This is a genomic window from Cyanobacterium aponinum PCC 10605 (genome assembly GCF_000317675.1).
Lineage (GTDB): Bacteria > Cyanobacteriota > Cyanobacteriia > Cyanobacteriales > Cyanobacteriaceae > PCC-10605.
Window position 1 is genome coordinate 2436494 of sequence record NC_019776.1, and the last position, 24626, is coordinate 2461119.

At 34.3% G+C, this 24626-nt stretch carries 18 protein-coding genes and 2 pseudogenes; 11 read left to right on the forward strand and 9 right to left on the reverse strand.

The window, feature by feature from the left end:
* Positions 1-5 precede the first annotated feature (5 nt).
* On the reverse strand, positions 6-791 hold the full coding sequence (locus CYAN10605_RS10080; protein WP_015219839.1) for a leucine-rich repeat domain-containing protein: 786 nt from the start codon (positions 789-791) through the stop codon (positions 6-8).
* A gap of 367 nt (positions 792-1158) precedes the next feature.
* Between CYAN10605_RS10080 and CYAN10605_RS10085 the strand changes: the two genes are divergently transcribed.
* From CYAN10605_RS10085 to CYAN10605_RS10120, 9 genes and pseudogenes are all read left to right on the forward strand, one after another.
* On the forward strand, positions 1159-3663 hold the full coding sequence (locus CYAN10605_RS10085; RefSeq protein WP_015219840.1) for a TonB-dependent siderophore receptor: 2505 nt from the start codon (positions 1159-1161) through the stop codon (positions 3661-3663).
* Positions 3664-3743: 80 nt separating this feature from the next.
* Positions 3744-4769, forward strand: coding sequence for an ABC transporter substrate-binding protein (locus CYAN10605_RS10090; RefSeq protein ID WP_015219841.1), 1026 nt, complete (start codon positions 3744-3746; stop codon positions 4767-4769).
* A 143-nt stretch (positions 4770-4912) separates the two neighbouring features.
* Positions 4913-5761 (forward strand): hypothetical protein, encoded by an 849-nt coding sequence (locus tag CYAN10605_RS10095; RefSeq protein ID WP_015219842.1) that lies wholly within the window; start codon positions 4913-4915, stop codon positions 5759-5761.
* Positions 5762-6070: 309 nt separating this feature from the next.
* A complete protein-coding gene (locus CYAN10605_RS17855; RefSeq protein ID WP_015219843.1) occupies positions 6071-7072 on the forward strand; it encodes a helix-turn-helix domain-containing protein in 1002 nt (333 codons plus the stop codon).
* 219 nt (positions 7073-7291) lie between these two features.
* Entirely contained in the window at positions 7292-8812 is a 1521-nt protein-coding gene (locus CYAN10605_RS10105) for a TonB-dependent receptor plug domain-containing protein (RefSeq protein WP_051018124.1), read from the forward strand.
* The gene (locus CYAN10605_RS18575) at positions 8743-8985 is read left to right on the forward strand and encodes a TonB-dependent receptor (protein WP_150108947.1); all 243 of its coding nucleotides are present in this window, start codon (positions 8743-8745) and stop codon (positions 8983-8985) included. Before CYAN10605_RS10105 ends, CYAN10605_RS18575 begins: the two co-directional genes overlap by 70 nt.
* A gap of 102 nt (positions 8986-9087) precedes the next feature.
* Positions 9088-9459, forward strand: a pseudogene (locus tag CYAN10605_RS17860) (ABC transporter substrate-binding protein); the annotation flags it as partial.
* Positions 9460-9609: 150 nt separating this feature from the next.
* Positions 9610-10926, forward strand: coding sequence for an MFS transporter (locus tag CYAN10605_RS10115; RefSeq protein WP_015219844.1), 1317 nt, complete (start codon positions 9610-9612; stop codon positions 10924-10926).
* Between the two features lie 124 nt (positions 10927-11050).
* On the forward strand, positions 11051-12292 hold the full coding sequence (locus tag CYAN10605_RS10120; protein ID WP_083887253.1) for an MFS transporter: 1242 nt from the start codon (positions 11051-11053) through the stop codon (positions 12290-12292).
* A gap of 67 nt (positions 12293-12359) precedes the next feature.
* On the opposite strand, the gene CYAN10605_RS10125 is transcribed toward CYAN10605_RS10120, so the two are convergent.
* From CYAN10605_RS10125 to CYAN10605_RS10135, 3 genes are all read right to left on the reverse strand, one after another.
* Positions 12360-14915, reverse strand: coding sequence for a TonB-dependent receptor domain-containing protein (locus CYAN10605_RS10125; protein WP_015219846.1), 2556 nt, complete (start codon positions 14913-14915; stop codon positions 12360-12362).
* Positions 14916-15578: 663 nt separating this feature from the next.
* Positions 15579-15980 carry an ExbD/TolR family protein gene (locus CYAN10605_RS10130; protein WP_015219847.1) on the reverse strand — a complete coding sequence of 134 codons (402 nt, stop codon included), beginning with the start codon at positions 15978-15980 and terminating at the stop codon, positions 15579-15581.
* Positions 15967-16620, reverse strand: a complete 654-nt coding sequence (locus CYAN10605_RS10135) for a MotA/TolQ/ExbB proton channel family protein (RefSeq protein WP_015219848.1) — start codon at positions 16618-16620, stop codon at positions 15967-15969. The genes CYAN10605_RS10130 and CYAN10605_RS10135 overlap by 14 nt, the downstream gene beginning before the upstream one ends.
* A 182-nt stretch (positions 16621-16802) precedes the next feature.
* Here CYAN10605_RS10135 and CYAN10605_RS10140 point away from each other — a divergent pair, with 182 nt between their 5' ends.
* Both CYAN10605_RS10140 and CYAN10605_RS10145 read left to right on the forward strand, forming a co-directional pair.
* Positions 16803-18230, forward strand: a complete 1428-nt coding sequence (locus CYAN10605_RS10140; protein WP_015219849.1) for an energy transducer TonB family protein — start codon at positions 16803-16805, stop codon at positions 18228-18230.
* A 23-nt stretch (positions 18231-18253) separates the two neighbouring features.
* The gene (locus tag CYAN10605_RS10145) at positions 18254-19279 is read left to right on the forward strand and encodes an AraC family transcriptional regulator (protein ID WP_015219850.1); all 1026 of its coding nucleotides are present in this window, start codon (positions 18254-18256) and stop codon (positions 19277-19279) included.
* Between the two features lie 155 nt (positions 19280-19434).
* On the opposite strand, the pseudogene CYAN10605_RS10150 reads toward CYAN10605_RS10145, so the two are convergent.
* The 5 genes and pseudogenes from CYAN10605_RS10150 to CYAN10605_RS10165 all read right to left on the reverse strand — a co-directional run.
* Positions 19435-19629 (reverse strand): annotated as a pseudogene (locus tag CYAN10605_RS10150) (ATP-binding cassette domain-containing protein); the annotation flags it as partial.
* Positions 19630-19675: 46 nt separating this feature from the next.
* Positions 19676-20041 (reverse strand): ABC transporter substrate-binding protein, encoded by a 366-nt coding sequence (locus CYAN10605_RS19440; RefSeq protein ID WP_083887281.1) that lies wholly within the window; start codon positions 20039-20041, stop codon positions 19676-19678.
* Positions 20042-20085: 44 nt separating this feature from the next.
* On the reverse strand, positions 20086-20613 hold the full coding sequence (locus tag CYAN10605_RS19305) for an ABC transporter substrate-binding protein (RefSeq protein WP_083887254.1): 528 nt from the start codon (positions 20611-20613) through the stop codon (positions 20086-20088).
* 110 nt (positions 20614-20723) lie between these two features.
* A complete protein-coding gene (locus tag CYAN10605_RS10160) occupies positions 20724-23327 on the reverse strand; it encodes a TonB-dependent siderophore receptor (RefSeq protein ID WP_015219851.1) in 2604 nt (867 codons plus the stop codon).
* A gap of 186 nt (positions 23328-23513) precedes the next feature.
* Complete coding sequence (locus tag CYAN10605_RS10165; RefSeq protein WP_015219852.1) at positions 23514-24512, reverse strand: helix-turn-helix domain-containing protein; 999 nt, start codon at positions 24510-24512, stop codon at positions 23514-23516.
* Positions 24513-24626: the final 114 nt, after the last annotated feature.

Genomic DNA, 24626 nt, shown 5'->3' on the forward strand with positions numbered 1-24626 from the left:
ACACCTTATCTTAAAGAATCAAAATATTTTCTAATATCCTCAAATCCTATTTCTCTTGACAAATTTTTCGGTAAAGGATTATCCCATAATTCCATATATTCTAAATTAGTCATGTTAATCATAGAAGTTGGTAAAGTTTTTATTTGATTATTCAATAAACCTAAATCTCTTAACTCAGATAATTGATCAATATTTTCTGGCAGGCTGGTTAGTTGATTCACGGACAAATCTAAGTAAGTTAATTTTTTTAAAGAGGTTATAAATTCGGGAAATCTAACAAATTTGTTTTTAGATAAATCTAAATGGTTAAGATTACTTAATTTGATAATCGATTCTGGCAGGCTATAAAGACGATTTACTGCAAAAGATAAATATTTTAAACTAGCAATTTCTCCTAAAAATTCAGGAAATTCTGAAAACTGATTAATAGATAAATCAAGATAAATCAGACTATTTAAATTAACAAAAGTAGTAGGTAAACAAAATAATTGATTCCTTGATAAGTCTAAATGTTCTAAGGAAATAAGACTCCCCATTTCTGATGGTATCTCATCTAATTGATTTGATGATAAATCCAGATATTGCAAATTAATAAGATTATTAATTTCTTGGGGAATTTTCTTTAAACTATGACCCCTTAAAGAGAGATATTCTAATTGTTTTAAGTCAAAAATTTCTGGGGGTATTTTCTCTAATTTTTGTTCTTCTCGATCGCAATCATAACTTAAGTCTAATACTTTTAATTTTTTTTCTTTTACTTGCTTAATTTTTTCCTGTATTTGAATAAACATAAATTTTCAATATTATTTCTCTGAAATTTTAGTAGCATAATCACAATAAATAAAGTATGGCTCTCATACGATAGTTATAACAAATTAATTCTAAAGGTTAATAATATTTTTTACTTTAGATATTTTATAAGCTAAGACACAATTAATTTCGGTTTTTATTAGTTTTTAAAAATGACTCAAACGCTTACCTCTTGCCTACCCTAACCAATAATTCGCATACTCAAGGTAATAGAGCCAATTTTTATTCCCTTCTTTTTTGAAAAAGTACCTTTCCAAGAGAAAAAAAGTACCTCTGCAAGAGAAATTCGATCGCACCTCAGGTTATCTTTAATTTTTAGTTGAGAAAATATATTAATAGTGTGGGGAGATGAAAACAAACAAACTGCTATTTTTCATGACTTTAATAGGATTAATTCCTTTAATTAATCAACATAATGTTAAAGCTGAGAATTTAATAATTAATAAAGATAATCATTTATTTGCTCAGGTTACTATTGATTCTATCATTACTAATATTGAGTTAAGAGAGACTGATAATAAATTAAAATTGATTTTACAAGGAAACAATCTTAACAGTTTACAACCGCTTATTTTTCCTGATAAAAACAACTTAATCATTGAATTTATAGACACTCAATTAAGCCTTAGTCAAGAAGAAGAATTTTTACAATTAAATCCCACCGATGATATTCAGGAGATTCAGGCGATTAACGTTGAGGGCGGTGTGCGTATTACCATCGCAGGAAATAATCAATTGCCTACCGTTGAGGTGACATCAATCAATGATAACTTAGTTTTTGGAATCACCATCGCAGACATAACCCAAACTGAAGAACAAATCGAAATTGTCGCTACTCAAGAAGTACAAGAAGAAGATTATTTCATCCCTGATGCCACCACCGCAACTCTTACTGATACTCCTATTCGAGATGTACCCCAATCTATTCAAGTTATACCTGAACAAATCATCAGAGATCAACAATTACTTGATTTAGGAGATGCGTTACGCAATGTGAGCGGAGTACAACAAACTTCGGCTGATCCCCGTGGGCAAAGGTTTCAAATTAGGGGTTTCAGCGATGCCTCTGTGTTAAGGGATGGATTTCGTCAAACCTTCGGTAGATTTGGTAATATTGGTTTTCCTGACTTAGGTAATTTAGAGCGAATTGAGGTGTTAAAAGGTCCTGCATCCATTCTATTCGGGGTAGTTGAGCCGGGAGGTGTTATCAATTTAGTCACCAAAAAACCCTTAAAGCAACCCTTTTACGAGGCACAATTGCAAGTAGGTAATCGAGGTTTAATTCGTCCGAGTTTTGATATTTCAGGACCATTTAATCCTGATGGTGAGGGTAACTTATTCTATCGTGTTAATGCGTCCTATCAAAGTGAAGCCTCTTTTCGAGATTTTGACACGGATATTCGACGATTTTTCATTAGCCCTGTTTTTAGTTGGGAAACGGAAAAAGTCAACTTACTGGTGAATGTGGAATATTTGAATGATGAGCGCCCCAATGATTTTGGTTTAACCGCCCTCGGTGATAAAGTTGCTAATATACCCAGAGAGCGTAATTTAGGTGAACCTAATGATATTGCTAGAATTGAGCAACTAAGACTAGGCTATCGTTTTGAGTATAATTTCAGTGATAATTGGAAAATTCGTCATGCTTTTAACTATCTTTCTTATGATTCCTATTTTGAGACAGCAAATGCTGGAAGTTTGAACGAAGAAACAGGCATATTGAGCCGTAATTTTATCTCTTTAGATCAACCTAGCGAAACCTATGAAATTAGATTGGACACTGTGGGTAAATTTAACACAGGTGCGATCGAACATCAACTATTAGCAGGAATTGACTTTTTTAAAAGACAGGATTTGAATAACATTGGTAGAGGAGACTTTTTTACCAATATACCCATCAATATTTTTAACCCCATTTACAATACTGTACCTCGTCCTAATTTTCAAGAAGAGCCTGTTTTCTTTGATGGAGATACCACTGTTGACGCTTTTGGCTTCTTTTTACAAGATCAAATCGCTTTTACTGATAACCTTAAATTATTAGCCGGATTTCGCTATGATAGTATCGATCAAAGTAACACCAATCGCCCTTCAGTATTTAGCCCAGAAGGCTCAACTGATAGTCAAAACAATGATGCGTTTACTCCTCGTATTGGTTTAGTTTATCAACCCATAGAGCCTATTTCCTTATACGGTAGTTATAGTCGCTCATTTGTACCTAATAGTGCCATTACAGTCAATGGTAACTTACTTGATCCCGAAGAAGGAGAACAATTTGAGTTCGGTATTAAAACAGAATTACTAGACAAAAAACTATCTTTTACCGCATCTTATTTTAATCTTACCAAGAGAAATGTAGCCACTCCTGATCCTGATTTTCCTAACTTTTCCGTTGCCACAGGGGAGCAAAAAAGCGAAGGCTTCGAGTTAGACTTAATCGGAGAGATTCTCCCGGGTTGGAATATGGTTGCTAACTATGCCTATATTGATGCCAAAATAACCCAAGATAATCAAGGTTTAGAAGGAAATAAACTTTATAGTGTGCCACCCAATAGCTTTAATTTTTGGACAAGTTACGAAATTCAACAGGGAGATTTACAAGGTTTAGGCTTTGGTTTAGGTTTCAATTATGTTGATCAACGTTTTGGAGATAATGCCAATAGTTTTACCCTTGATAGTTATTTTCTCACTAATGCAGGTATTTTCTATAATCGAGATAATTGGCGTGTTGCTCTTAATTTTAGAAATATTTTTGATGTTAATTATATTCGAGCTTCAGAAAATAGAAGGGTAAATGAAATCTATCCGGGCGAACCTTTTACGGTTATTGGTTCAATTTCCGTCAAATTTTAAATAGGTTTGTAGTAAACCCTTTAGGGTTTTAAATATTCTGAAAATAAGGGCTAAAGCCCTCACTACTAACTAAATATATTATGAGAAAAATCTCAATTAAATTTATCCTTTTTTTTTGCACAATATTCCTCATTATTGCCTGTCAAAATGGTAATAATCAATCAGCTAATGATACCAATAATTGTCAAAATATTAGCCATGATTTTGGTATAACTGAAATATGTCAAAAAATAGAGAAAATCGCTGTGCTAGGTAGTTATAATCTTGCTCAAATTCTTTCTTTAGGTTATCAACCCTATGGCTTTGGTGGTTATTTTGGATTTGAAAAAGGGGAAAAAATTACTAACGTCAAAGAAATTGATCCCATTTTAGGAAATTTAATCACCACTGAGCCTTATAATTTAGGTAATGCCAATAATCCTTCTTTAGAAGTGTTATCTAAAATTAAACCAGACTTAATTTTGGGAGAAACTCGGAATCAAACTCAGTATAATTTTTTGTCACAAATTGCTCCTAATTTATTATTTAAAGATCGTACCATTAAGGGAAAATGGCAACAAGATTTAACAACATTAGCAACAGCTTTAAATGAAACGGAAAAAGCTCAAACAATTATCAATAACTATGAAAATCAATTAAATCAAACTAAGGCAGATTTTACCGAAATTATTAATAATAAAAATCAAGTTTTATTTTTAGCAGGAAATGGTTTAAATGATAGTTTATTTATGCTTAGTAAAAATAGTGATTTAGGTAATATTTTTAGTCAATTAGGTTTTGAAATAATTACTATTTCTAATGATAATTCTAGTGTTACCATGCCCATTTCCTTGGAATCTTTACCTGATATTGGTAAACAAGCGGACTGGATTTTTATTTTAGGTTATAATACCGACGTAAAAAATAAAAGTAATTCAGAAATTTTAGCTAATCAAACCGCAACGATAAAACAAGATTGGCAAGAAAATTCTCTCACAAAATCTCTACCTGCTACTCTTAATAATCAAGTTTATTTTGCTAGTTATGCTTTGTGGAATGGTTTAAATGGCGCGATCGCATCTGAGTATATTTTAGAGCAATTAAGAGAGTTTTTGTTAAATTATTAATCAAAATATATCCAAATAGATCAAGATTTTTAATATAAAATAAAGCTAAGAAAAAGTCCCTCATTTTGTTCTTTATTTTTATTTAATAAACTTAAAAAAAATCATCAATTAGAATAGTAGAATTTTCATGAATAGTAAAAATTATGATAAAAACAAAAAAATTGGGTATCTTAACAATTCATGGTATGGGAGAAACTGAATCTACATTTTCTTGTGAATTGGAAAATCTACTAAAAATAAGACTAAAAAAACTTTCTGTTGATGTAGAGAAGGAAATTCATTTTGAATCAATTTATTATCAACCAGTTTTACAAGATAATCAGTACAATATTTGGAATAAGATGCAGTGTGAACCTTCTGAGAAACTTCGTTGGCTTCAACTGAGAAAATTTTTCTTGTTTGCTTTTTCCGATGCCGTAAGTCTTGAACATAAACCCAAAGAAGAAAATAGTGTATATAAACAAACTCAAAAAATTATCGTGGAGAGTTTACGTTCCACAAAAAATAATCTTCAAAATAGCCAATGCCCTTTAATTGTTATTGCTCAATCTCTTGGCTGTCAAGTCATTTCAAATTATATTTGGGACTCTCAAAAAGAAGATAAGGATGAAACTATTTGGGATGAGAATTCTTCTGATTATATAAATCCCCACGACGATGAGATTGATTTTTTGAAGTTGAAAACAATGAAATTTTTATTCACTTCAGGATGTAATATTCCGATTTTTGTAGCAGGTTTTGATAGTATTCAAGCATTTAAAAAACCTAATTCAGAATTCCAATGGAAAAATTATTACGACAAAGACGATTGTTTAGGTTGGCCTTTGCAACCTCTTTCCGAAGACTATAATAAATTAGTGGAAGATTTTGAAATTGATACAGGAAATGTCTTCTCCAGTTGGACTCCTTTAAGTCATGGACAGTATTGGACAGATCGAGATTTTGTTAATCCTATAGTTGACGCTATAAACGAAATTTTAAAATCTTCATAAATTGAGATCTTACATCAGTATATTATTACTAAAAGGCGAAACCCTTTAAATCAATTTTAGTCTGAGTTCGGAGAGTTCGCCTTTATCTCTTACACTCCCTTTGGTCGTGAACGAAGTTAAGATAAAAAAGAAATTTCCCATAAGAATTGAATATATTCAACCCCACCACCCCAACATATTAAGAGCTTAATTTACCAACACCAAAAAATCAATAATCGAGTTTTGGATAACTATTTTTATCAATCTTGTTTATTAATATAATTTCTAATATAATGCTAATTATTATCAATAAGTAGCAAGCTGAAAATAGTGACTATTTCTATTTCCACAGAAGAATTTAAAGCAATATGGCAAGAAAGCATTGAGAAAGGAGAAATCAAAGAATATAGAAGTAAGACTGAAACGATTACTCCTTTTCCCCCCTATTTAGGGACAGGTTTTTGGCGGGAAATAGAATTAAGAAATGGCTTGACAGTTTTAATACAAGATTATTGTTACCATCAAAAAATTATTGAAATAGATAAAGTTGAATCCTCGTCTCAGTTAGTGTCTAGTTTTTATCTTAAAGGTGGTTATACTTCTACTGTAGATAATTTATTTTTATCCCGTGAAGTTACTCCAAAAAACAATCAATTATTTTTAATTAAAGATACGATCGAAAAGGACGAAATACCAGCAAACAAACCTATTTTAGCGATCAAATTAATTATCGATAAAGAATTTTTGAATCATCTATGCTTTGAATCAAATCATCCTCTTTTTCAGCATTTAGAAAGATGGAGAAAAGACCAAGAAATAGAACCTTTTTTATATAACTGTCAAACCTCTGCTCACTTAGAAACACTTTTAAAACAGATTATTGATTGTCCCTATCAAGGCTGTTTAGCTCAAATGTATTTAGAAAGTAAAATAATGGATTTATTAAGGCTTCAGTTTGAACAAATTTTGACATTAGAAATAGAACAAAAATTATCTTTTAATCGTGATGATATAGAAAGGATTTATCAAGCAAAAAATATTCTGATTAATAATTATAAAGATCCACCTTCTTTAATCAATTTAGCACGACAAGTGGGCTTAAATGATTATAAATTAAAAAAAGGTTTTCTACATTGTTTTCAAATGACGGTTTTCGGTTATTTGCGTCATTATCGTTTATTAGAAGCCCAAAGATTAATTAAAGATTACAATTATAATATTGCTGGGGTTGCTTCCCAAGTTGGTTATAAAAGTTTGGGCAGTTTTTCTTCGGCTTTTAAGGCGGAATTTGGGGTTTCCCCGAAACAATATCAAAAGCAAAGCAGTTTGTGATGAGGTGATGAGGGGATAGAGTGATGAGGGTGATTTTTAAAATTGTTACTTTTTAATTTTTAATTCTTAATTCTTAATTCTAAAAAAATCCGTTTGAGAGAAAAAATAATCCGTTACTAAGAAATTTTCTTTTTACTTTACCTCTACCATATTATTTCAAAGTCTTTTTAAGAAAATTTATCAATTACTTTTTAACGATTAATGGTGTGAGGACAAATAATGCAACGTTTTATAAATTCCACTTGTTTAATGGCAGGTTTATTGCCGATCGCATTTATACAATTAGTTCAAGCTCAAGAGGTAGTCAATTTAATTTTTGATATTCAAGCCCAAGCAACAACAACGGGGGTAGATGTACAAATGAAAAGTTTGACAGATGAGCCATTACTTATTCAAGAATACAGAGAAGGAAATACCATTATTATTGAAATTTTAGATGTAGATTTAGGTTTGCCCAACGATAATAATGTGATTTTATCTACTCCTGATGAGGCAATTACAACGGTAGAAGCAGAAAAAGTCGATCGCAATGTGCAAATTAGAATTACAGGAAAAGATAATCTACCCAAAGTAAATATTATTCAGGGAGACAAAATATTAACCTTGAAAGCAGAGGCAGTATCAGATTTTTCTCAGGCACAAAAATATCAAGAAATTCCCGAAACCATTGATTTAATTGTCACTGCCACAAGAAAACCTGACGAATTAAGACGTATTCCCCGTTCTGTAACAGTGATTAATCGTCAACAAATAGAAGAGCAAACGGCTTTAACAGAGGATTTAGGCACGATTTTAGGGAAGTTAGTACCGGGGTTTGGTCCTCCATCCGATCGCGCTTTTACGGCTTCTTCTTTGCGGGGTAGAAATGCCTCTATTTTAATTGATGGTGTACCTTTAAACGTCAATAACCGAGACTTCGATCGAGAATTACAAACCATTTCCCCCAATGCCATTGAACGGATTGAAGTATTAAGAGGACCTTCGGCTTTATATGGTGGGGAAGCAACAGGAGGAATTATTAACATCATTACTCGTCGCCCAACGGAAGAAAGTTTTGTTTCTACGGCGGAAATAGGTATAGATGCCACACTAGGCGAATTGCAGGGAGAAAGTTTTGGGAATTTTCTTCGCTATGGTATTTCAGGGAAGAAAGACGATTTTGATTTTCTCATTGATTTATCTCGTAAAGATTCTGGGGCTTCTTTTGATGCACAGGGCGATCGCATTCCCACTATTCAAGGAACAGATGAAAGCGAAACCTTCAACCTTTTAGGTAAATTAGGGGTTCAATTTGACGAAAATCAAAGACTCCAATTCACTGCTAACTATTTTTATGATCGCCGAGAAAGTCCATTTATTTCAGATCCTGCTGTAGATTATATAGAAGGAAGAAGGAAAGCAAGAGCCTTACGGGTTGGTACTTTAGAATTTCCTAATGGCGGTGGTCCTCAAATGGATCAAAATATTCTCCTCAACTTAAGTTACAGTCATAACGATTTATGGGGGAGCAGTCTGGATACTCAAATTTACTATCGGGATAACGTCAGTCGTAGTGATCCGCGCGATCGCCGCCCCGGTACCTTCGGTATCTTTCAAGGGGAATTAAACTCCCAAAATTGGGGAACTAGGTTCAGTGTTGATACTCCTGTTAGCCCTCAATTTAATATTTTATGGGGTATCGCAGTTCTGCGTTTGATGAAGGAGTCGATCCTAGTCCCGTTTATAGTTACTTTCTCTTAGACTTAATTAGTAGCATAAAATTAGGACAAGGTACATTACAAATTGGCATTGAAAACCTATTAGATACCTTTTATTTTGCCCTTTACTCCCAAAGGACTCAAGGCTTTTCTAACACCTTTTACAGTGCAGGAAGTGGGCGAACCATTAGTGTTAAGTATGGTATTTCTTGGTAATCAATTTAACCTCAGTTCGGTTTAAGAATATCCGATAAGGTTAGGTGTCAGGTTTGACGGTTGCAGGTGTTAGGGAGATAAGGAGATGAGGGGGAAACAAATGGAGAATGGCAGAAAAACCTTCTTTTTTACGGAAAAGTTTTGGGAAAACAGGAGGAAATAAAACAGTTATTGCAAAAATATCAAGGGCGATTAGTCGAATTTAAACAGAAAATGGGGTCAAAATTATCTCAAACGCAAGTATCTTTAGTAAGAGTTTATCCTCAACAAATAAGCCTTTATCTAAATAACTCTTTTGCAGGGAGTATTTTAGAGGATACAGGTTTATCTCGTCCAGCCTTTCAAAATCAGGGGATAAAAGGTAAATCTCCGTTTCAAATTATAATTAGTCGAGAACAAATGTCCTTAGCCGATGGGGATGTTATTTTTTATGGACTTATGGAGTTAGTGAACAGACGGAAAACTCTGCCATAGCACAATTAGAAAAATTAAAAAAAGATCCTCTCTGGCAACAACTCGAAGCAGTTAAAACAAATCAAGCATATCAAATTCCCCCCTATTGGAATGTACCTAGTTTAATCGCCGCCCATGCAGTAATTGATGATTTATTTCGTTATTTAGTGGATGAAAAACAATAGTATTTATTCTTTTATTATTCTTTGGCTTGGTCAAAGTTTTTCTTTAATTGGCAGTCGTATCACTACTTTTGCCCTTATTTTCTGGACATGGGATTCTACTTCTCAAGCCTCTAGCCTTTCTTTACTCTGGTTTTTTCAACAATTACCGCAAATTTTTGTTGCTCCCTTAGCAGGTTACTTAGTAGATAGGTGCGATGTTAAAGGCACACTACGCACACGCAAATTATTAATGATTTTAGGGGATCTTGTTGCCGTTTTAAGTACTATTTTTCTGCTTTTTCAGCAATTAAATCAACAATTAACCATCACAGATTTATATATCACCACTTTTATTAATAATTGTTTTGGTTCAATTCAAGAATTAGCCTATACAACAACTATTCCCTTAATGATACCTTCTCATCAGTTCGATCGAGCCAACAGTTTAGAGTTTTTATCTGGCTATGGCTCTCGTATTATCGCCCCTGCAATGGCAGGAATATTATATCCTTTAATTAATTTACAAGGAATTTTAATGGTGGATATAGGTACTTTTTTTCTTGCCTTAATAACTATTTATTTTGTTCAAATACCATCTTCTAATAACCATAAAAATCGAGAAAATTTAGTTACATCTAATTATCATAAAAATGCTATTTTATTTACAGAAATAAAAAGTAGTTATCAGTATATAAAAAATAATAAGCTCTTAAAAAATCTCCTAATAATAACTTGTCTTTTCCAGTTTTTTCATGACTTGGGAGATTCTATTTATGCACCTTTAATTTTAGCTCGAACCAATAATGATCAAATAATTTACTCTCATATCGCTACTTCTGCTGGTATTGGCGGAGTAATAGGTGCTTTATTTATTGTCACTAAAGGGGGTTTTTCTCACCCGATGAAGGGAGTTTTTATTGGTATGATTGGAGCAGGAGTAAGTAAAATAGTTTTTGGATTTAGTAATGTATATTTTATTTGGATAATAGCCCAATTTTTTTCTTCTTTTCATTTTCCTATTTTAGGAAGTGCAGAAACCACTATTTGGTTAAGAGAAACTCCTTTAAATAGTCAAGGTAAAATTTTAGCTTTTCAACGAATGGGTATTTTAATTTTTTCTTTGATTGCCTACAGTTTAGGTGGTTTTTTAGCTGATTATTTTTTTGTCCCTTTAATGACTCAAGAAAATATATTTAGCTTTGTTTTTGGTATGGGGAAAAGTGCAGGAATAAGTTTATTATATACCCTAAGTGCGATCGCACTTTTTTTAATTGGTTTATGGAGTTGGTATTTATCAACCAAGAATAATCAACTATCCCAGTAAACTATCTGAGAGAGTAAATAAAAAGTACCTCTACAAGAGAAAAAAGTACATCTACAAGAGAAATATGGAGTAGATTTGAGTTATTTTAAGATATTAAGAAAAAGAAAAAAATTTTAGTAAATTAATTGTGAGGAAATTTTTAATTATTTGGAGTGGTCAATTATTATCAACTATTGGTAGTAATATGACTAATTTTGCCTTAACTATTTGGGCATGGGAAAAAACAGGCACTGCCACTGCACTAGCTTTTATTTCTTTTGCTTTTCTTGCCCCAACTTTAATTACAGGATTATTTATGGGTGTTATTGTTGATAGATTTGAGCGAAAATTGTTAATGATTTTAGGAGATATAATAACGGGAACAGTTAGTGTTATTTTATTATTAATTTACACTTTTTCTAGTTTAGAAATTTGGCATATTTATCTATTAATTGCGATAACTTCTCCCTTTTCTCAACTGCAATCCTTAGCCAGTGAAAGCATTACGGCTGATTTAGTTACCCCAGAAAATTATATCCGTGCAGGTAGTTTAACCTCAATTCTAAATTACGGTTCACAAATTGTTGCTCCGGCATTAGCAGGTTTTTTATATCCCATAATTAGTTTAACAGGTATTTTATTTATAGATTTATTTACCTTAATTTTGGCTATTTTTACAGTTATTATTACTCCTATTAAAGAAAAAAAGATAAAATTGCATTCTAATAAAATTACAGATAATTTAACAGAAATATTTATTTATTTAAAAGAAAACAAATACTTTTTGACAATAATAACAATCGAGATTTTATTCTGGTTTATCCACGATATTGGAGGAAGTATTTTTAAACCATTAATTCTTTCTCGCACCGATGGAAATACATTTATTTTGGGTAGCATAAGTGCATCGGCAGGAATTGGGGGAGTAATGGGGGGATTAATTATTACTTTTTGGGGAAAAATAAAAAATAGATTTAAGGGTTTTATTATAGGAATAATGGGAGCTAGTATCTGTAAATTAATCTTTGGTTTTGGTCAATCTATATTAATTTGGCTACCATTACAGTTTTGCTCTAGTTTAAATTTTCCTTTAATTTATAGTACCCGTCAAGGTCTTTATTTAGATCTCATTCCATCTAATTTACAAGGAAGAATTTTTGCTTTTAGTAGTTGGTTAAGATTGGGAGTTGGTGCTATTTCGGCTTTATTAGGAGGTATTTTAGCCGATCGCATTTTTGAGCCTTGGATGATGACGGATAATATTTTTAGCCCTCTTTTCGGTACGCAAAAGGGTGCGGGAATGAATTTGTTGTACGTTTTATGTTCTGTAGGAATGTTTTTTGTAGGTTTGTGGGGATGGTACTCTAGGAAAAGAATGAGGAATTAGCAATAAAAAAACTTCTTCCATTTTCCCTTTTTCTTATCCCCTCAATACTCTCAAATCCTACAGGAAGTTACCATTCAAAGCGATAACCCACCGTTAAGCTCATACCCTTGGCCGCACTCTGACTTCTGCCGCCATAAATTTGAGCAATATTAGGATAGTAAAACGTATTAAATAAGTTCTCAATGCCGACGCTTAATTCCCCGTTACCGAGTTTTAAACTACTAATGAAATCCGCAGTAAAATAGCTATATACAGGATCGAGATCAAAACCTTCCCCTGACGGATTGCGATCGCCAGAATACAAGAATTGTAAACGATTACGCCATGTATCAGTAGTTTGATTTTCAACATAAGCTGTTAGCTTCACAGGAGGAATTAGGGTATTACCCAAAGGAGTATCAAAATCTCCATTACCTTCAGGATCGCGCCATCCAGTCGTCCATGTCAATGTTCCGCCAATACTCCAATCCTCATTAATATCATAGTTAATATCTCCTTCAATACCTTGTATTCTTTGAGGATCTCGGATAATATCAAAATCAGCATCAAAAGTTGTACCCAAATCAGAGTAACTGTAAAAATAAGCTAAAGAGGCTTGAACATTATCCCAATTACCTCTAATTCCTACCTCATAGGTATCTACTTTTTGGGCGGCAGGATTTAATTGTGTAACCCTTGAAGCATTAGGAGCAGTACGCAAAGCCCTCGCCACATCAGCAATGGAAAAACCTTGAGCAAAGTTAGCAAAGACATTGATATTATCATTGAAAGCATAAACTCCACCGATATTAAAGAGAGTCGCATCATAATTCAAATTACCCCCTTGTACTCGATTACCTCCCAAAGTAGTGAAACTATTAACGCTCACATCAACAAATTCTTGACGAATACCACCACTAAGGGAAAATTGCTCGATGGGTTGCCATCTTAATTGTGCAAATAAACCAATATTATCTTGTCCTGTAGGAGGGGATAAAAAGCCAGAACCAGTTTTTTGGAATACTAAACCATCACTGCGGGCAAAAACTTGGGAATCAAATATATCAGCAGGTTGGGATGAGTCTTCGTGAAAATAGTCTAAACCCCAAAGAATATTTAGTTGATCATCGGGCAAAATAGGACTGTCAATGTCGAATCTAGTACCAATTTTTTCTGACTGTACTTCTGATTGTAAGACATTGTTGCCGAAGGCGGCACTACTGCGTAAATCAAATGGGAAAAAACGGGTTGAGTAATCCCGATAATATAGCTGAGAAGAAAGGCGACTTCCCCAAAGGGATTGATTATTATAGCTAAGGTTTAAAACCAAGTTTTCTGTATTCGGCTGATTTGGCAATCTTAAACCCCTTCTCGCTTCTGCTTTACGTCCTGAAGGAGTGGGATCTAATGTATATTTACTATTTTGTTGATCATCATAGTAACTGATACTAAACTGTATTTTTTGGTTTTCATCAATGTCATAACCGATTTTACCCAAAATATTAAAGGTGTTCAAATCCGCTAAACCCCCTTGCCCTTGAGGATCTGGAGGGATGCGATCGTTCTCACTGTCAAAAAATCCTCCCGTAGTGCTATAGGAGGTGTTGAAAACGTAACTCAAGCCCTCACTTTTACCACCAAAATACTGCTCCACATTAAAGCCAAAACTGTCAGCAAAATTAGTTAAAATACTGTCAAAACCAATATTAGTTCTAGCAACAAAAGGCTGATCTTCTGCTTGACGAGTAATAATATTAATCAAACCCCCTGTTGCACCATCCCCATAGATAGCACTAGGCCCACGCAAAATTTCAATTCTTTCAATGGAACTAGGATCAATATTGCGTAAATCCCTTTGAGCATTACGATTAGTACTTTGAGGTACACCATCAATTAAAACCCCAACATTTCTTCCTCGTAAAGGTTGACCAAAAATACTTGATGTTTGGGTAGAAGGAGCTAACCCCGGCACTAATTTAGGCAAAATTTCCCCTAAATCTCTGCTTATTTTACTTTGTTGTTCAATTTCTTGACGATTGATTACTGTAATCGAGCGAGGAACTTTTTGCTCTTCCTCTTGCGCTCTATTTGCCGTTACCACTAATTCTATGGTTTGGGCTTCTTCTTCTCCTTCTTCACTTGCTACACTACTTTCAGGGGTAACAGATAATACTAAATTACTATCAGAAGGGATAATTTGAGCGGAGGGAGGGTTATTTTTACCCGTAACAGTGATTCTTACGCCTCCATTTTCTAAATTCACCCCTTCAATGGCGGTAATTTCCTCGCTAATATCCGTCTCTCGAAAATCTGTCTCTAATCTCGCTTCGATAAATTCTACAATTAGAGTATTTTCAAAGGGGAAAATCAAGGGTTGTAATTCAGAGGTGCGATCGCCTTCTATGATTAATTGTAATCCAGAATCTGTATCGTTTATTTCAATATCTGTAATGGTAATAATATTATTTTGTACTAACCATTTGGCTTCTGTTTTTTCTTGACTTAAATCTTTAACAGTAAGTGATAGTTGTTGAGAATTATTATAGTATTTATCAGTGGATGTTTGAGCCTGAGCTTGAGGGTTAGATAACAGAATTAAACCCCATGCAAGGGCTGAACTACCTAGCAATAATCTATGATTCATTTTCATATATTATTTGTATTTGTGTTTTGTTTAGAATATCTATATTAAAATAACAGTTATTGCAAATATTTGCTAGTATAAGTGGAAAAAAATCTGGCAAGTCTCGAATCTAACAGTAGAAGTCAAATCATGTACACTAAGAATATTATTTGTATTTGTGTTTTGTGCCGTATAGCGGTTAGTGAGCGTTTATCCTACAGCTAACTCAAAAACGGCTTTTTATTCCACAATAACTATCTAGGCTTTACTGTTGGCAATCGAAACCCTTTTCAAACAAGGATTTTAAGCGCAATAAAATCCTAAAAATCTATATTTACCTGAGTTAAGGATAAATTTTCGTCTATGAGTGATAACAAAAAGGGCAATGTGCAAAGTAAAAGGGCAAAGGAAAAATTAAGAATTAAGAATTAAAAACTCCGAACTCTGAACTCTGAACTAATTACTTGTTTCCCCCTCTCCCCTCATCTCCTCATCCCCCTATCCCTAACACCTGCAACCTGAAACCTGAAACCTGAAATCTACCCTTATCTGCATCAAAATAATTGATAAAAATAGCAATTTATGAAAAATCATTATCCTTGCTAAAGTCTCTGATTCATAGATATTTTGGACTGTAGCTTAAACTCTTTACACCACTTTCTCATCAACCCCTATTTAAAAGCCTTATTTTTTCTTTGCAGAAATAGCTAAACCAACCCCTTTAATTTGTCTTAATTCATCCATCACCGATACAACTATTCCATGAGATACTTTTTCATCGGCGTTAATAATTACCATGCTCTGCTCACTGTTGGGGATTAGTTTTGTAACTGCCCCTTGCAAACCATTAACTTCTATCGGTTGCTTGTTTAAAAAAACTTTGCCATCAGGCTGAATAGTAACATTGATTTGAGCAACTTTTTGAGATTCCGTTGTTTTTGCGGAAGGTAAATTAACGGGCAAACCTTCTGATCTAATTAAAGAAATACTAGATATAATGAAGAACGCCAAAATTGAGAAAATAGCATCAATCATTGGTACTATATTAATTTCCCCTTGCACATCTTGCTCATCAGGTATTCGCATAGGCTTTCTCTTCTCCTCCTTTTTCGTAGAAACGACGATACAAAAGTTCTAATTGTCCACCATATTCTTGAATTAAAGCGATTTGGCGTAAATAAAAAGAGCGAAAGACGTTAGCAAACATCAAAGTAACAATAGCTACCACTAAGCCCATTACGGTAGAAACTAATGCTTCACTGATACCCCCTGTAACTCCGGCGGTGTTTGTGCCTCCTGTATTGCCCAAATCTAGGGAAGCAAAAGATTGAATTAAACCTAATATTGTGCCGAGTAATCCTAGCAATGGTGCAACAGTAATGACTGTTTGAAAAAAAGTGTTAAATCTTTTCAATAAGGGTAACTCTGCTTGGGTAGCAGTCTCTAAAGCTAAACGAAACTCAGTAGCATTAGCATTTTCTAATTCAAGAGATTCTAAAAAGATTCTGGCAATGGGTAAATCAAGATTTTTTCTTAATTTATTAATCACTGTTACACAATCTGAGGGATAAATTTTTAATACTTCTTTCACTAAAACTCTTTCTCTCGACTTTATCCTCAGCCAAAACCAAAAACGTTCTATGATCAAAGCTATTGTGATCACAGAAAAGACCAATAGAGGAATTGAAACAATACCCCCTGCTTTTAATAGTTCAATTGTGGACATTGACTTGCTTTAAATAGTTGCAAATTATTATTAATTAATTTAATATTTTACTATAACAAAGTTTAGATTTTAACGCAAAGATATATCGATAAAGTTAAAAAAGATTAGCAAAATGAGGGTTAGTAAAAAAAGCCTTCTTCGTCATAAAACAGCCTGATTCACTTTAAAATAATTAATTCATCATGACTTATTCAGTAACTTGTATTGAGCAACGTCAACAGGAAATAAAAAAAACAAGAAAACTTCTTGCCATTGGGGTTTTAGGTTCGATCGCACTTCATGGTATTATGTTTAGAGTTCTAAACTCGATCGAAAAACCCTTAACGGAAGAAACTAAGCCTATTGAATTTATCGTTGTACAAGAGCCTGAAGTTAAGCCAGAAGAAAAACCCCAGCCAGAAGAAAAACCTCAACCAAAATTAGAAACTGTAAAACCCCCCTTACCTCAAACAAGAGAAGTACCACCGCAACCAACGGTGAATAAGAGAGAAACAAAACCAAATCCTCCTATGCAAGAAGTTGCTAGAGTAAATCCTACTCCGCAACCTCAAAAAACATCAGAAGCAATTGAAAATAACCCAAAACCAGAGCAGATTACGGAAACAACTCCTCAACCTTCAATCACTCCATCGCCTGAATCCCCTATTTCTCCATCTCAAGAGGTTTTAACCAGTAATGCACCAGTCAAAAATAATATTCCCCGTGCAGTAAAACCCATCAACGATAATAGTAATTCTTTAAGTAGTAGTTTAAACTCATCCCCAAGGGCAGAAAGTCGTAATAATGGTCAGTCTTCCACCGTTGCCCGTGTTACCCAAGACACCCCCGTTTCCAGTGGAAGATTATCTCGTAGTAGTAACAATACTCCCAGTGCCGTTAGTAGTAGTCAAGGAGAAGAAGTCGGTAATTTAAGAAATAGTTTAAGTCGTGGCAGTAGTCAAACCAGCAATAATAACTCCCAAAATACTGTATCTGGCATTCCCAGTAATATTGCCGCTACTAGTCAATCCGTACCATCACGCCCCCAAGCAAAACCGACTCCTCCCCCGCCTGAAAGTATTAAATGTATTAGTAATTGTAATCCTGAGTATCCTTCTGCATTACAAGGGGTGGAGGGTAAAGCAACTGTTAAAGTTAACCTTGATAGCAATGGTAATGTTTTAGGGGTTAGTGTGGTTGGTTCTCATAGTAACGGAGAGGTTAATCGACAGGCATTGCTAGCGGCGAGAAAAATGCGTTTTTCTTCTCCCGGTGTGAATAATGCTTCGGTGCAGGTTAGTATTAACTTTACCGTAGCGGGTTCAGAATTCGATCGCATCGCTCGTCAGAAAAAAGAAGCGGCAGAAAGACAAGCGAGATTAGAACAAGAAAAAGAGCGTCAAGCAAGACAAGCACAGCTTGAAAAAGAAAGATTAGAGCGTCAAAGACAGCTTGAAAAAGAGCGACAGGAAAGGGAAGCACAAGCAAGAATTGAAAGAGAAAAAAGAGAGGAAGAATTGAGAAAACAGCAGGAATTAGAACAAAATCAACAGGAAACATTACCTTCTGAAACACCAACAAAAGAGACTAATCTTGAGGAAAATGATTCCGATAATCCCCCGTTACAATAATTAGGAATATTCTTGTATATGACATGGATGATTCTTTTCAATTTGACCCCAATACAATTATCTTTTTGCCTAATTATTCTCAAAAGAGCGAGAGAGTAGTGAATTGGAATGAATTTTCTTTTGAAAATAATAATGAAGAGACAATTATTCATCTTCCCCCTAGAGTTGGAAAAGGATATAACCGCCAGATTAATTTAAGAGGGGGATTAACAATTGAAATTATTAAAGTACAATTAAAAGATACAATGTATCTGGAAAGAAGACATGAAAGTGCTTTTCCTTTGACAGCTCATTTTTATCTATCTGGAATGTCTATGGTGGAAACACTAAATACTTCTGAAATTAAGTCTGAATACACAGAATCGAAGGGAGAAAATTATCTTTACCATCTACCTGATTTAACGGAAATAGAAAAATGGTCTTGCAAGACAGAAATTAGAATAATTAGTATTTATGCACCTATACATTATTTTCATAGTTTTTGTACAGAAGAAAAAACAACCTCTTTACAAAAGTTAATAAGAGGCGATCGCACTTCTAAATTTCATCTATCTTTAGGAAAAAACAGCCCAGAAATAGTCAGAGCCTTACATCAAATTTATCAATGTCCTTATCATGGTTTAACAAGGCAAGTATATTTAGAAAGTAAAGCCTTAGAATTATTTTCCCTGCAATTTAATAGTTGTGATTTATCCAGTGTTTCTTCTCAAAAATTAAGTATTAAAAAAGAAGATCTCGATCGAGTAGAATATGCCAAAGATATTTTAATTAAATCTTATCTTAATCCCCCTTCATTAAAAGAATTATCCCAAAAAGTAGGCTTAAACGATCGCACCTTAAAACAAGGATTTAAACAACTTTTCGGCACAACGGTATTCGGTTATTTGTATAATTATCGCATGGAACAAGCCCAAGAATTATTAAGAAATTCTAACTTAACTATTGCCCAAATTGCCCATAGCGTAGGCTATTCCAACCCTGAAGCCTTTAGCACAGCATTTAGACGCAAATTCGCCCAAAGTCCAAAAAGTTATCAATTAAGCAAGTGAAAAATTAATAGAAAATGAGAATACTATTACCGCACTTTTAATATTAATAAGTCATATTTTTTTGTCTCACGGAAAGGCACTCATGACGCAAAGAAGTTCGCTAAGTTTTTTACAATTTTTAAGAAAGTTAAAAGATTTCTGATTTACTATTCATTAGTTGTTCTATCTTTAGTAATTACCTGTAACGATTTTTGGATAGCGGCTTCGGTTTCGTTATCCACCGCCGAGGTAGCCTCATCTAAGATTAAAATAGGTGGATTCTTCAGGATAGCACGAGCGATCGCAATCCGTTGTCTTTGTCCTCCTGAGAGTTTTTGCCCCCTTTCCCCCACGATGGTATCGTATCCTTTTTGACAACAAACCTAGGAATGCTATACAGTAATCTGGTTTTTAAGATCAGGAAGGAATATTTCCTAGATATTTAAAAAGATCATCAATAACTCCATCTGTACCTAAAATATGACTTGCTCCCCATGCCATAAAATTAACATAATAAACTCGATCGAACTTAACCGCCTTCAGATTTTGCCATAGGGGATTATTTTTAATTTCTTCTAAAATTTTAGTACCATCATCGGAATAAGTTGTGACAAATAAAATATCTCCATCTGCTTTATTTAACTCCTCTAAAGATATAGGTAATGCACCATAGGGAGCATCTTGATTTTGTGAATCAGGGCGTTTTAAACCAGCATCTTCTAAAATTAAACCAGCAAAGGAATTTTTAGCATCAATATGGATTTTATCTCGTCCAAAATAAATAAATGATACCGTTTTATCTTGATAGCGATCGCCTAATGCTAATTTTAATCCTTTATCCGTTGGTTATAATTAGCCCAAAGAGCTTTTTCCGCTTCTTGTTTCCCCAATGCTTCAGCAATAAAACTTAAATGCCTATCCCAATGAGTGTAATTTAATTCCCCTAAAACCGTTGGTGCAATTTGAGATAGTTGAGGATAAATCCCTTTATACCAATCTGCCCCGATGATTAAATCTGGTTTAAGTTGAGATAATATCTCTAAATTAGGCTCTTTCAGCCCAATAAGTTTGACTCCTTCAGGGTTTCCTGATACAAATGTTACAGATGGGTTGCCTTGATGAACTTCATTAGTGGTGGCAATGGGTTTTACTCCAAGGGAGATCGTATTTCCTAAAGTCGCTAAGGATAAAGTAACCACCTGTTGAGGATTTTGGGGAACACAAGTTTCTCCCATGCTATGCTGTATTATGCGACAATCTCCCGTTAGTGGTGAGGAAGGGGATGTATGATGACAGGCGGTAACGAGAATAAATCCAATTAAGCCCAATATTAACCAACGGCAAAAATATCTCATAATTATTTTCAAAATCAATACCCGTAAAACAGAGATCTTGGTTGCGATTTATTAAATTGTGAATAATCTCACGCAAAGGCGCAAAGGCGCAAAGAAGTTCGCTAAGTTTATTAAAATTTCCAAGAAAGGCTACCTAAGACGGTAAAGGGTTGTCCGTATTGAACACGGGTTGAATTTACTCCATATTCAAAGTATTCTATGTCGAATAAGTTACGGAAATTAAGGGCAACTCTAAATTGATCTCGATTATAGAAAATGGCGGCATCCGTGCGAAAATAAATCGGTACAGTATAAGTGTTGCTTAAATCTCCTTGGCGATCGCCCATATAAAAGAAGCCTAAACCAAAGCCTAACCCCTGTAAATCACCTTCTTGCAGTTCGTAGGTTGTCCATAAGTTAAAGGAATTGTAAGGCGTATTCGGTAATTGATTACCTACGGGATAAGTATTGTCTTGAGTAATTTTAGCATTGGTATAAGCATAACCTGCAATAATATTCCATCCCGGCAAGATTTCCCCCGTTAAGCTAAATTCAAATCCCTGACTGTTTTGCTCTCCTGTTTGAATTTGAAAGCCCGGATTATTAGGATCTTCCGTTAAAACATTACGAAGGATTATATCATAAAATGCGAGAGTTGCAGAAAGTTGATCGCTAAAATCGGTTTTTACCCCAATCTCAAACTGTCCACCCTGTTGAGGTTCAAAAGAATTATTTAAAGCTCCATCAAAGAGAAATGCACCATAAGCAGGAGCAAAAGAACTTATATAACTACCGTAAATAGAAACTGTGGGAATGGGTTGATAAATAATACCAAAACGAGGACTAAAAGCACTATCAGAACTACTACTTTCTGTATTGGCTGTAAAATTTTCGTAGGTTTGATCAAAAGTGTCAAAACGAACCCCTAAGACAAATTTTAATTGCTCAGTGAAAGTAATTTGATCTTGTAGATAAATCCCTAATGATTTTGTTATGGTTGTATCACTAAAATTGTCACCTGTAAGCACGGGAATTGGTTGCCCATAAACAGGGTTAAATATATCAATGGGTGAACCTGCTGTACCTCTAAAACTGGGGGTTTTATTTTCAAAACGGTTTATATCTATTCCCATTAACAACTCATGCTTAGTTAAACCCATGGAAAACTTACCAATGGCATTGGTTGTCAAACTATAAGCCGTGCTATCAAATTCATACTCACGATAAAAACGATTCAAAGTTCTACCATCCGCCTCTAAACCACTAGGCAAATGTAATTTATCGTAATAGTCACGATAGTTATAAGCAAAAGCGTTGCGTAATAACCAATTATCGCTGAATTTATGTTCTAGTCTATAGCCGATTCTCGTTACCTTTTGCTCAGTTATATCATTTGGTTCAGCTAGGTTACGATTACGGGGGACTTTTCCATTAGGATTAGATAACACAGTACCCACTGTCGGCACTCCGGGAGGACGAAAATAGTCTGTCGCAATCAAATAATCTCCTTCTACTGTTAGGCTAGTATTATTGCCTATCTTTACATCAATCACAGGAGAGATGCCAAAAAATTCGCTAGTATAATCATCAATAAAACTTCCTGAGTTACGATAAGCCGTATTGAAACGATATAGTAACGTTTTTGAGTCATTTAAGGGGCCAGAAAAGTCGATCGCACCTCGATAAAAATTCTCACTGCCAAAACTAGCATCAACCTGATAAAAAGGATCAGATAAAGGGCTTTTGGTGATTAAATTAATTGTACCTCCGGGATTCCCAAAACCGAATAATACCGATGCTGGCCCTTTTAACACTTCAACCTGCTCTATACTCGAAAGTTCTACTAATTCCCCCGCCCCCGGATCAGGTAATCCATTTCTGAGAAAATTATTATCTAAGGCTTCAAAACCCCTAATTCTATAGTAAACAGCAGAACCAGGTCCAAAATTTTGAGTTACCCCCGGCACATTTCTCAGGGCATCATCTAAACGAGTGATTTGTTGATCTCGCAATACTTGTTGTGGTACTACCTGAACCGATTGAGGAACATCAAGTAAGGGTGTATCTGTTCTTGTAGCAGTAGAGGAGTTGGGAACAAAATAGCCTGTTTCTTGTTGCCCTTCTTGGGTTGCCACAATTTCAATTTCTGTCTCAGAGGCGGTTTGACTATCAGCCGTTACACTCAAAACTAAATTATTGTCTGAGGGTATAACCTGAGCAGTGGGAATCCCTGTTTTACCCGTTATGGTAATTCTTATGGCATTAGAATTTAAGGGTGTTACCCGAATTGTAGTAATGTCATTGGTAGGATTTTCAACATTGAACTCATCACCATCAGCAAGGGCTAAAACTGCTTCTAAAATGTCGATAATGAGAGTATTTTCTTGACTATATATCAAAGGTTGTAGATTTGATCGAGATTCTGTGTCAAGGATAATTTGTAATCCTGTCTCAGAGGGTTCTATTTTCACTCCTGTTACTTGTACTATATCTTGTGCTAAAAGTTGCTCTGCTTTTTGAGAAATAGAAGGTAAATCACCTACTCTTAAAATATCAGACTGTTTTAAATTATTATCAATAAATGATGACTGCTTAACATTAGTTTTAATCTCAGAAATTAATAAACTATTCTCATTAGCTTTCGTTGGAGGAGAATCAAATATAGAGAAAATAGTGATAACGAAGGTGATTAAGAGCGATCGCTTCGGGAAGTATTTAGGGGGTTGTTGTGTCATTTTTCTCACACCAATATTTAGAATAATTTGCAATAAACAATAGGTTACTGATTACCCTATGACAATGCAAGAGACTTTGGTGGGGTAGAGGGAATTTTTTTGGTGGGGAAAATTGAGTATCACCTTAGATGACAAAAAAACTTTGTACCTTTCTTTGCGTCTTTGCAAGAGAAATTACCTTTACAGCTAGAATCGATAACCCTTTAAATAATCTCTTGGATTGACATTAAATTTCTTCCGAAAAGCCATAGCAAAATGATGTCGATCACAATATCCTACCGCATTCATCACCTCTTTTACTCCCATTTGTCCTGTTTCCAATAACTGCTTTGCCTGTTGTAGTCTATAGTTGCGTAAGTAGTCAAAAATAGTAGTCTTAAAAACTTCTTTAAAACCCTGCTTTAGAGTATATTCGTTTAACTGCACTTGTCGGGCTAATTCTGCGATGGATGGGGGTTGATGCAGATTTGCAAGGAGTATGCTTTTTGCTGAATGAATACGGGCGATCGTACAACGGCACTGCTCGATCGAACTTTTAGGATAACAAGATTCTTGAGATAATGCTTCTATTTGTTCAGCTATGACTAAACCAATTAATTCTAAGGCTTTTGCCTCAAGATATATACGCTTTGTGATACCCTGAAAAGGACAACGTAATATTTGCCATAAAATCCCTTCTAACATAGGGGTAACTTTCCCTACACAGGCATAACTTTGTCTCGTAAGGGGTTTAATAAAGTTATGTAACGGTTTTGGTAATTCTCCATCTTTACTCCCAATATAAGAGATTAATCTTTCCGTATCAACGTGAATATTCACTTCTAAAACCTTTTGAGGAGGCACTTCATTAATTTGTTGAGGTACAAAACCAGTGCCATATAAAGCAAATTCTTGATTATTAACGATCGTATCTAAGTCTTGATGATAGCCAAAAAGATGAAAATGAAATATGATATTGTCTCTTGCCGTCTCATTATTTTTAAGTAAATAGTGTTGAGTAATATCACAATTGAGAATCTCTATAGTTAATCCCCTTGTCAATTTTATTTCTCTGCTGTAACCATCCCCCATTATGGATGAAAAAGGATAGGTAATATCGTTACAGTCTAAAGAATCCACATAAGTATTTTTGAGCGTTTCTTCCCATAGAATTTGATTATCTTCAGGAGTAATAATAATAGTCATAATTGATAGATAATGACTCAGTGAAGAAAATAACGTTATTCATTGTAAACGAAATTTCAAGTTTATTGATAATAATTTTTAATTAAATCGGTTCAACTATAAATTTTTTGACTA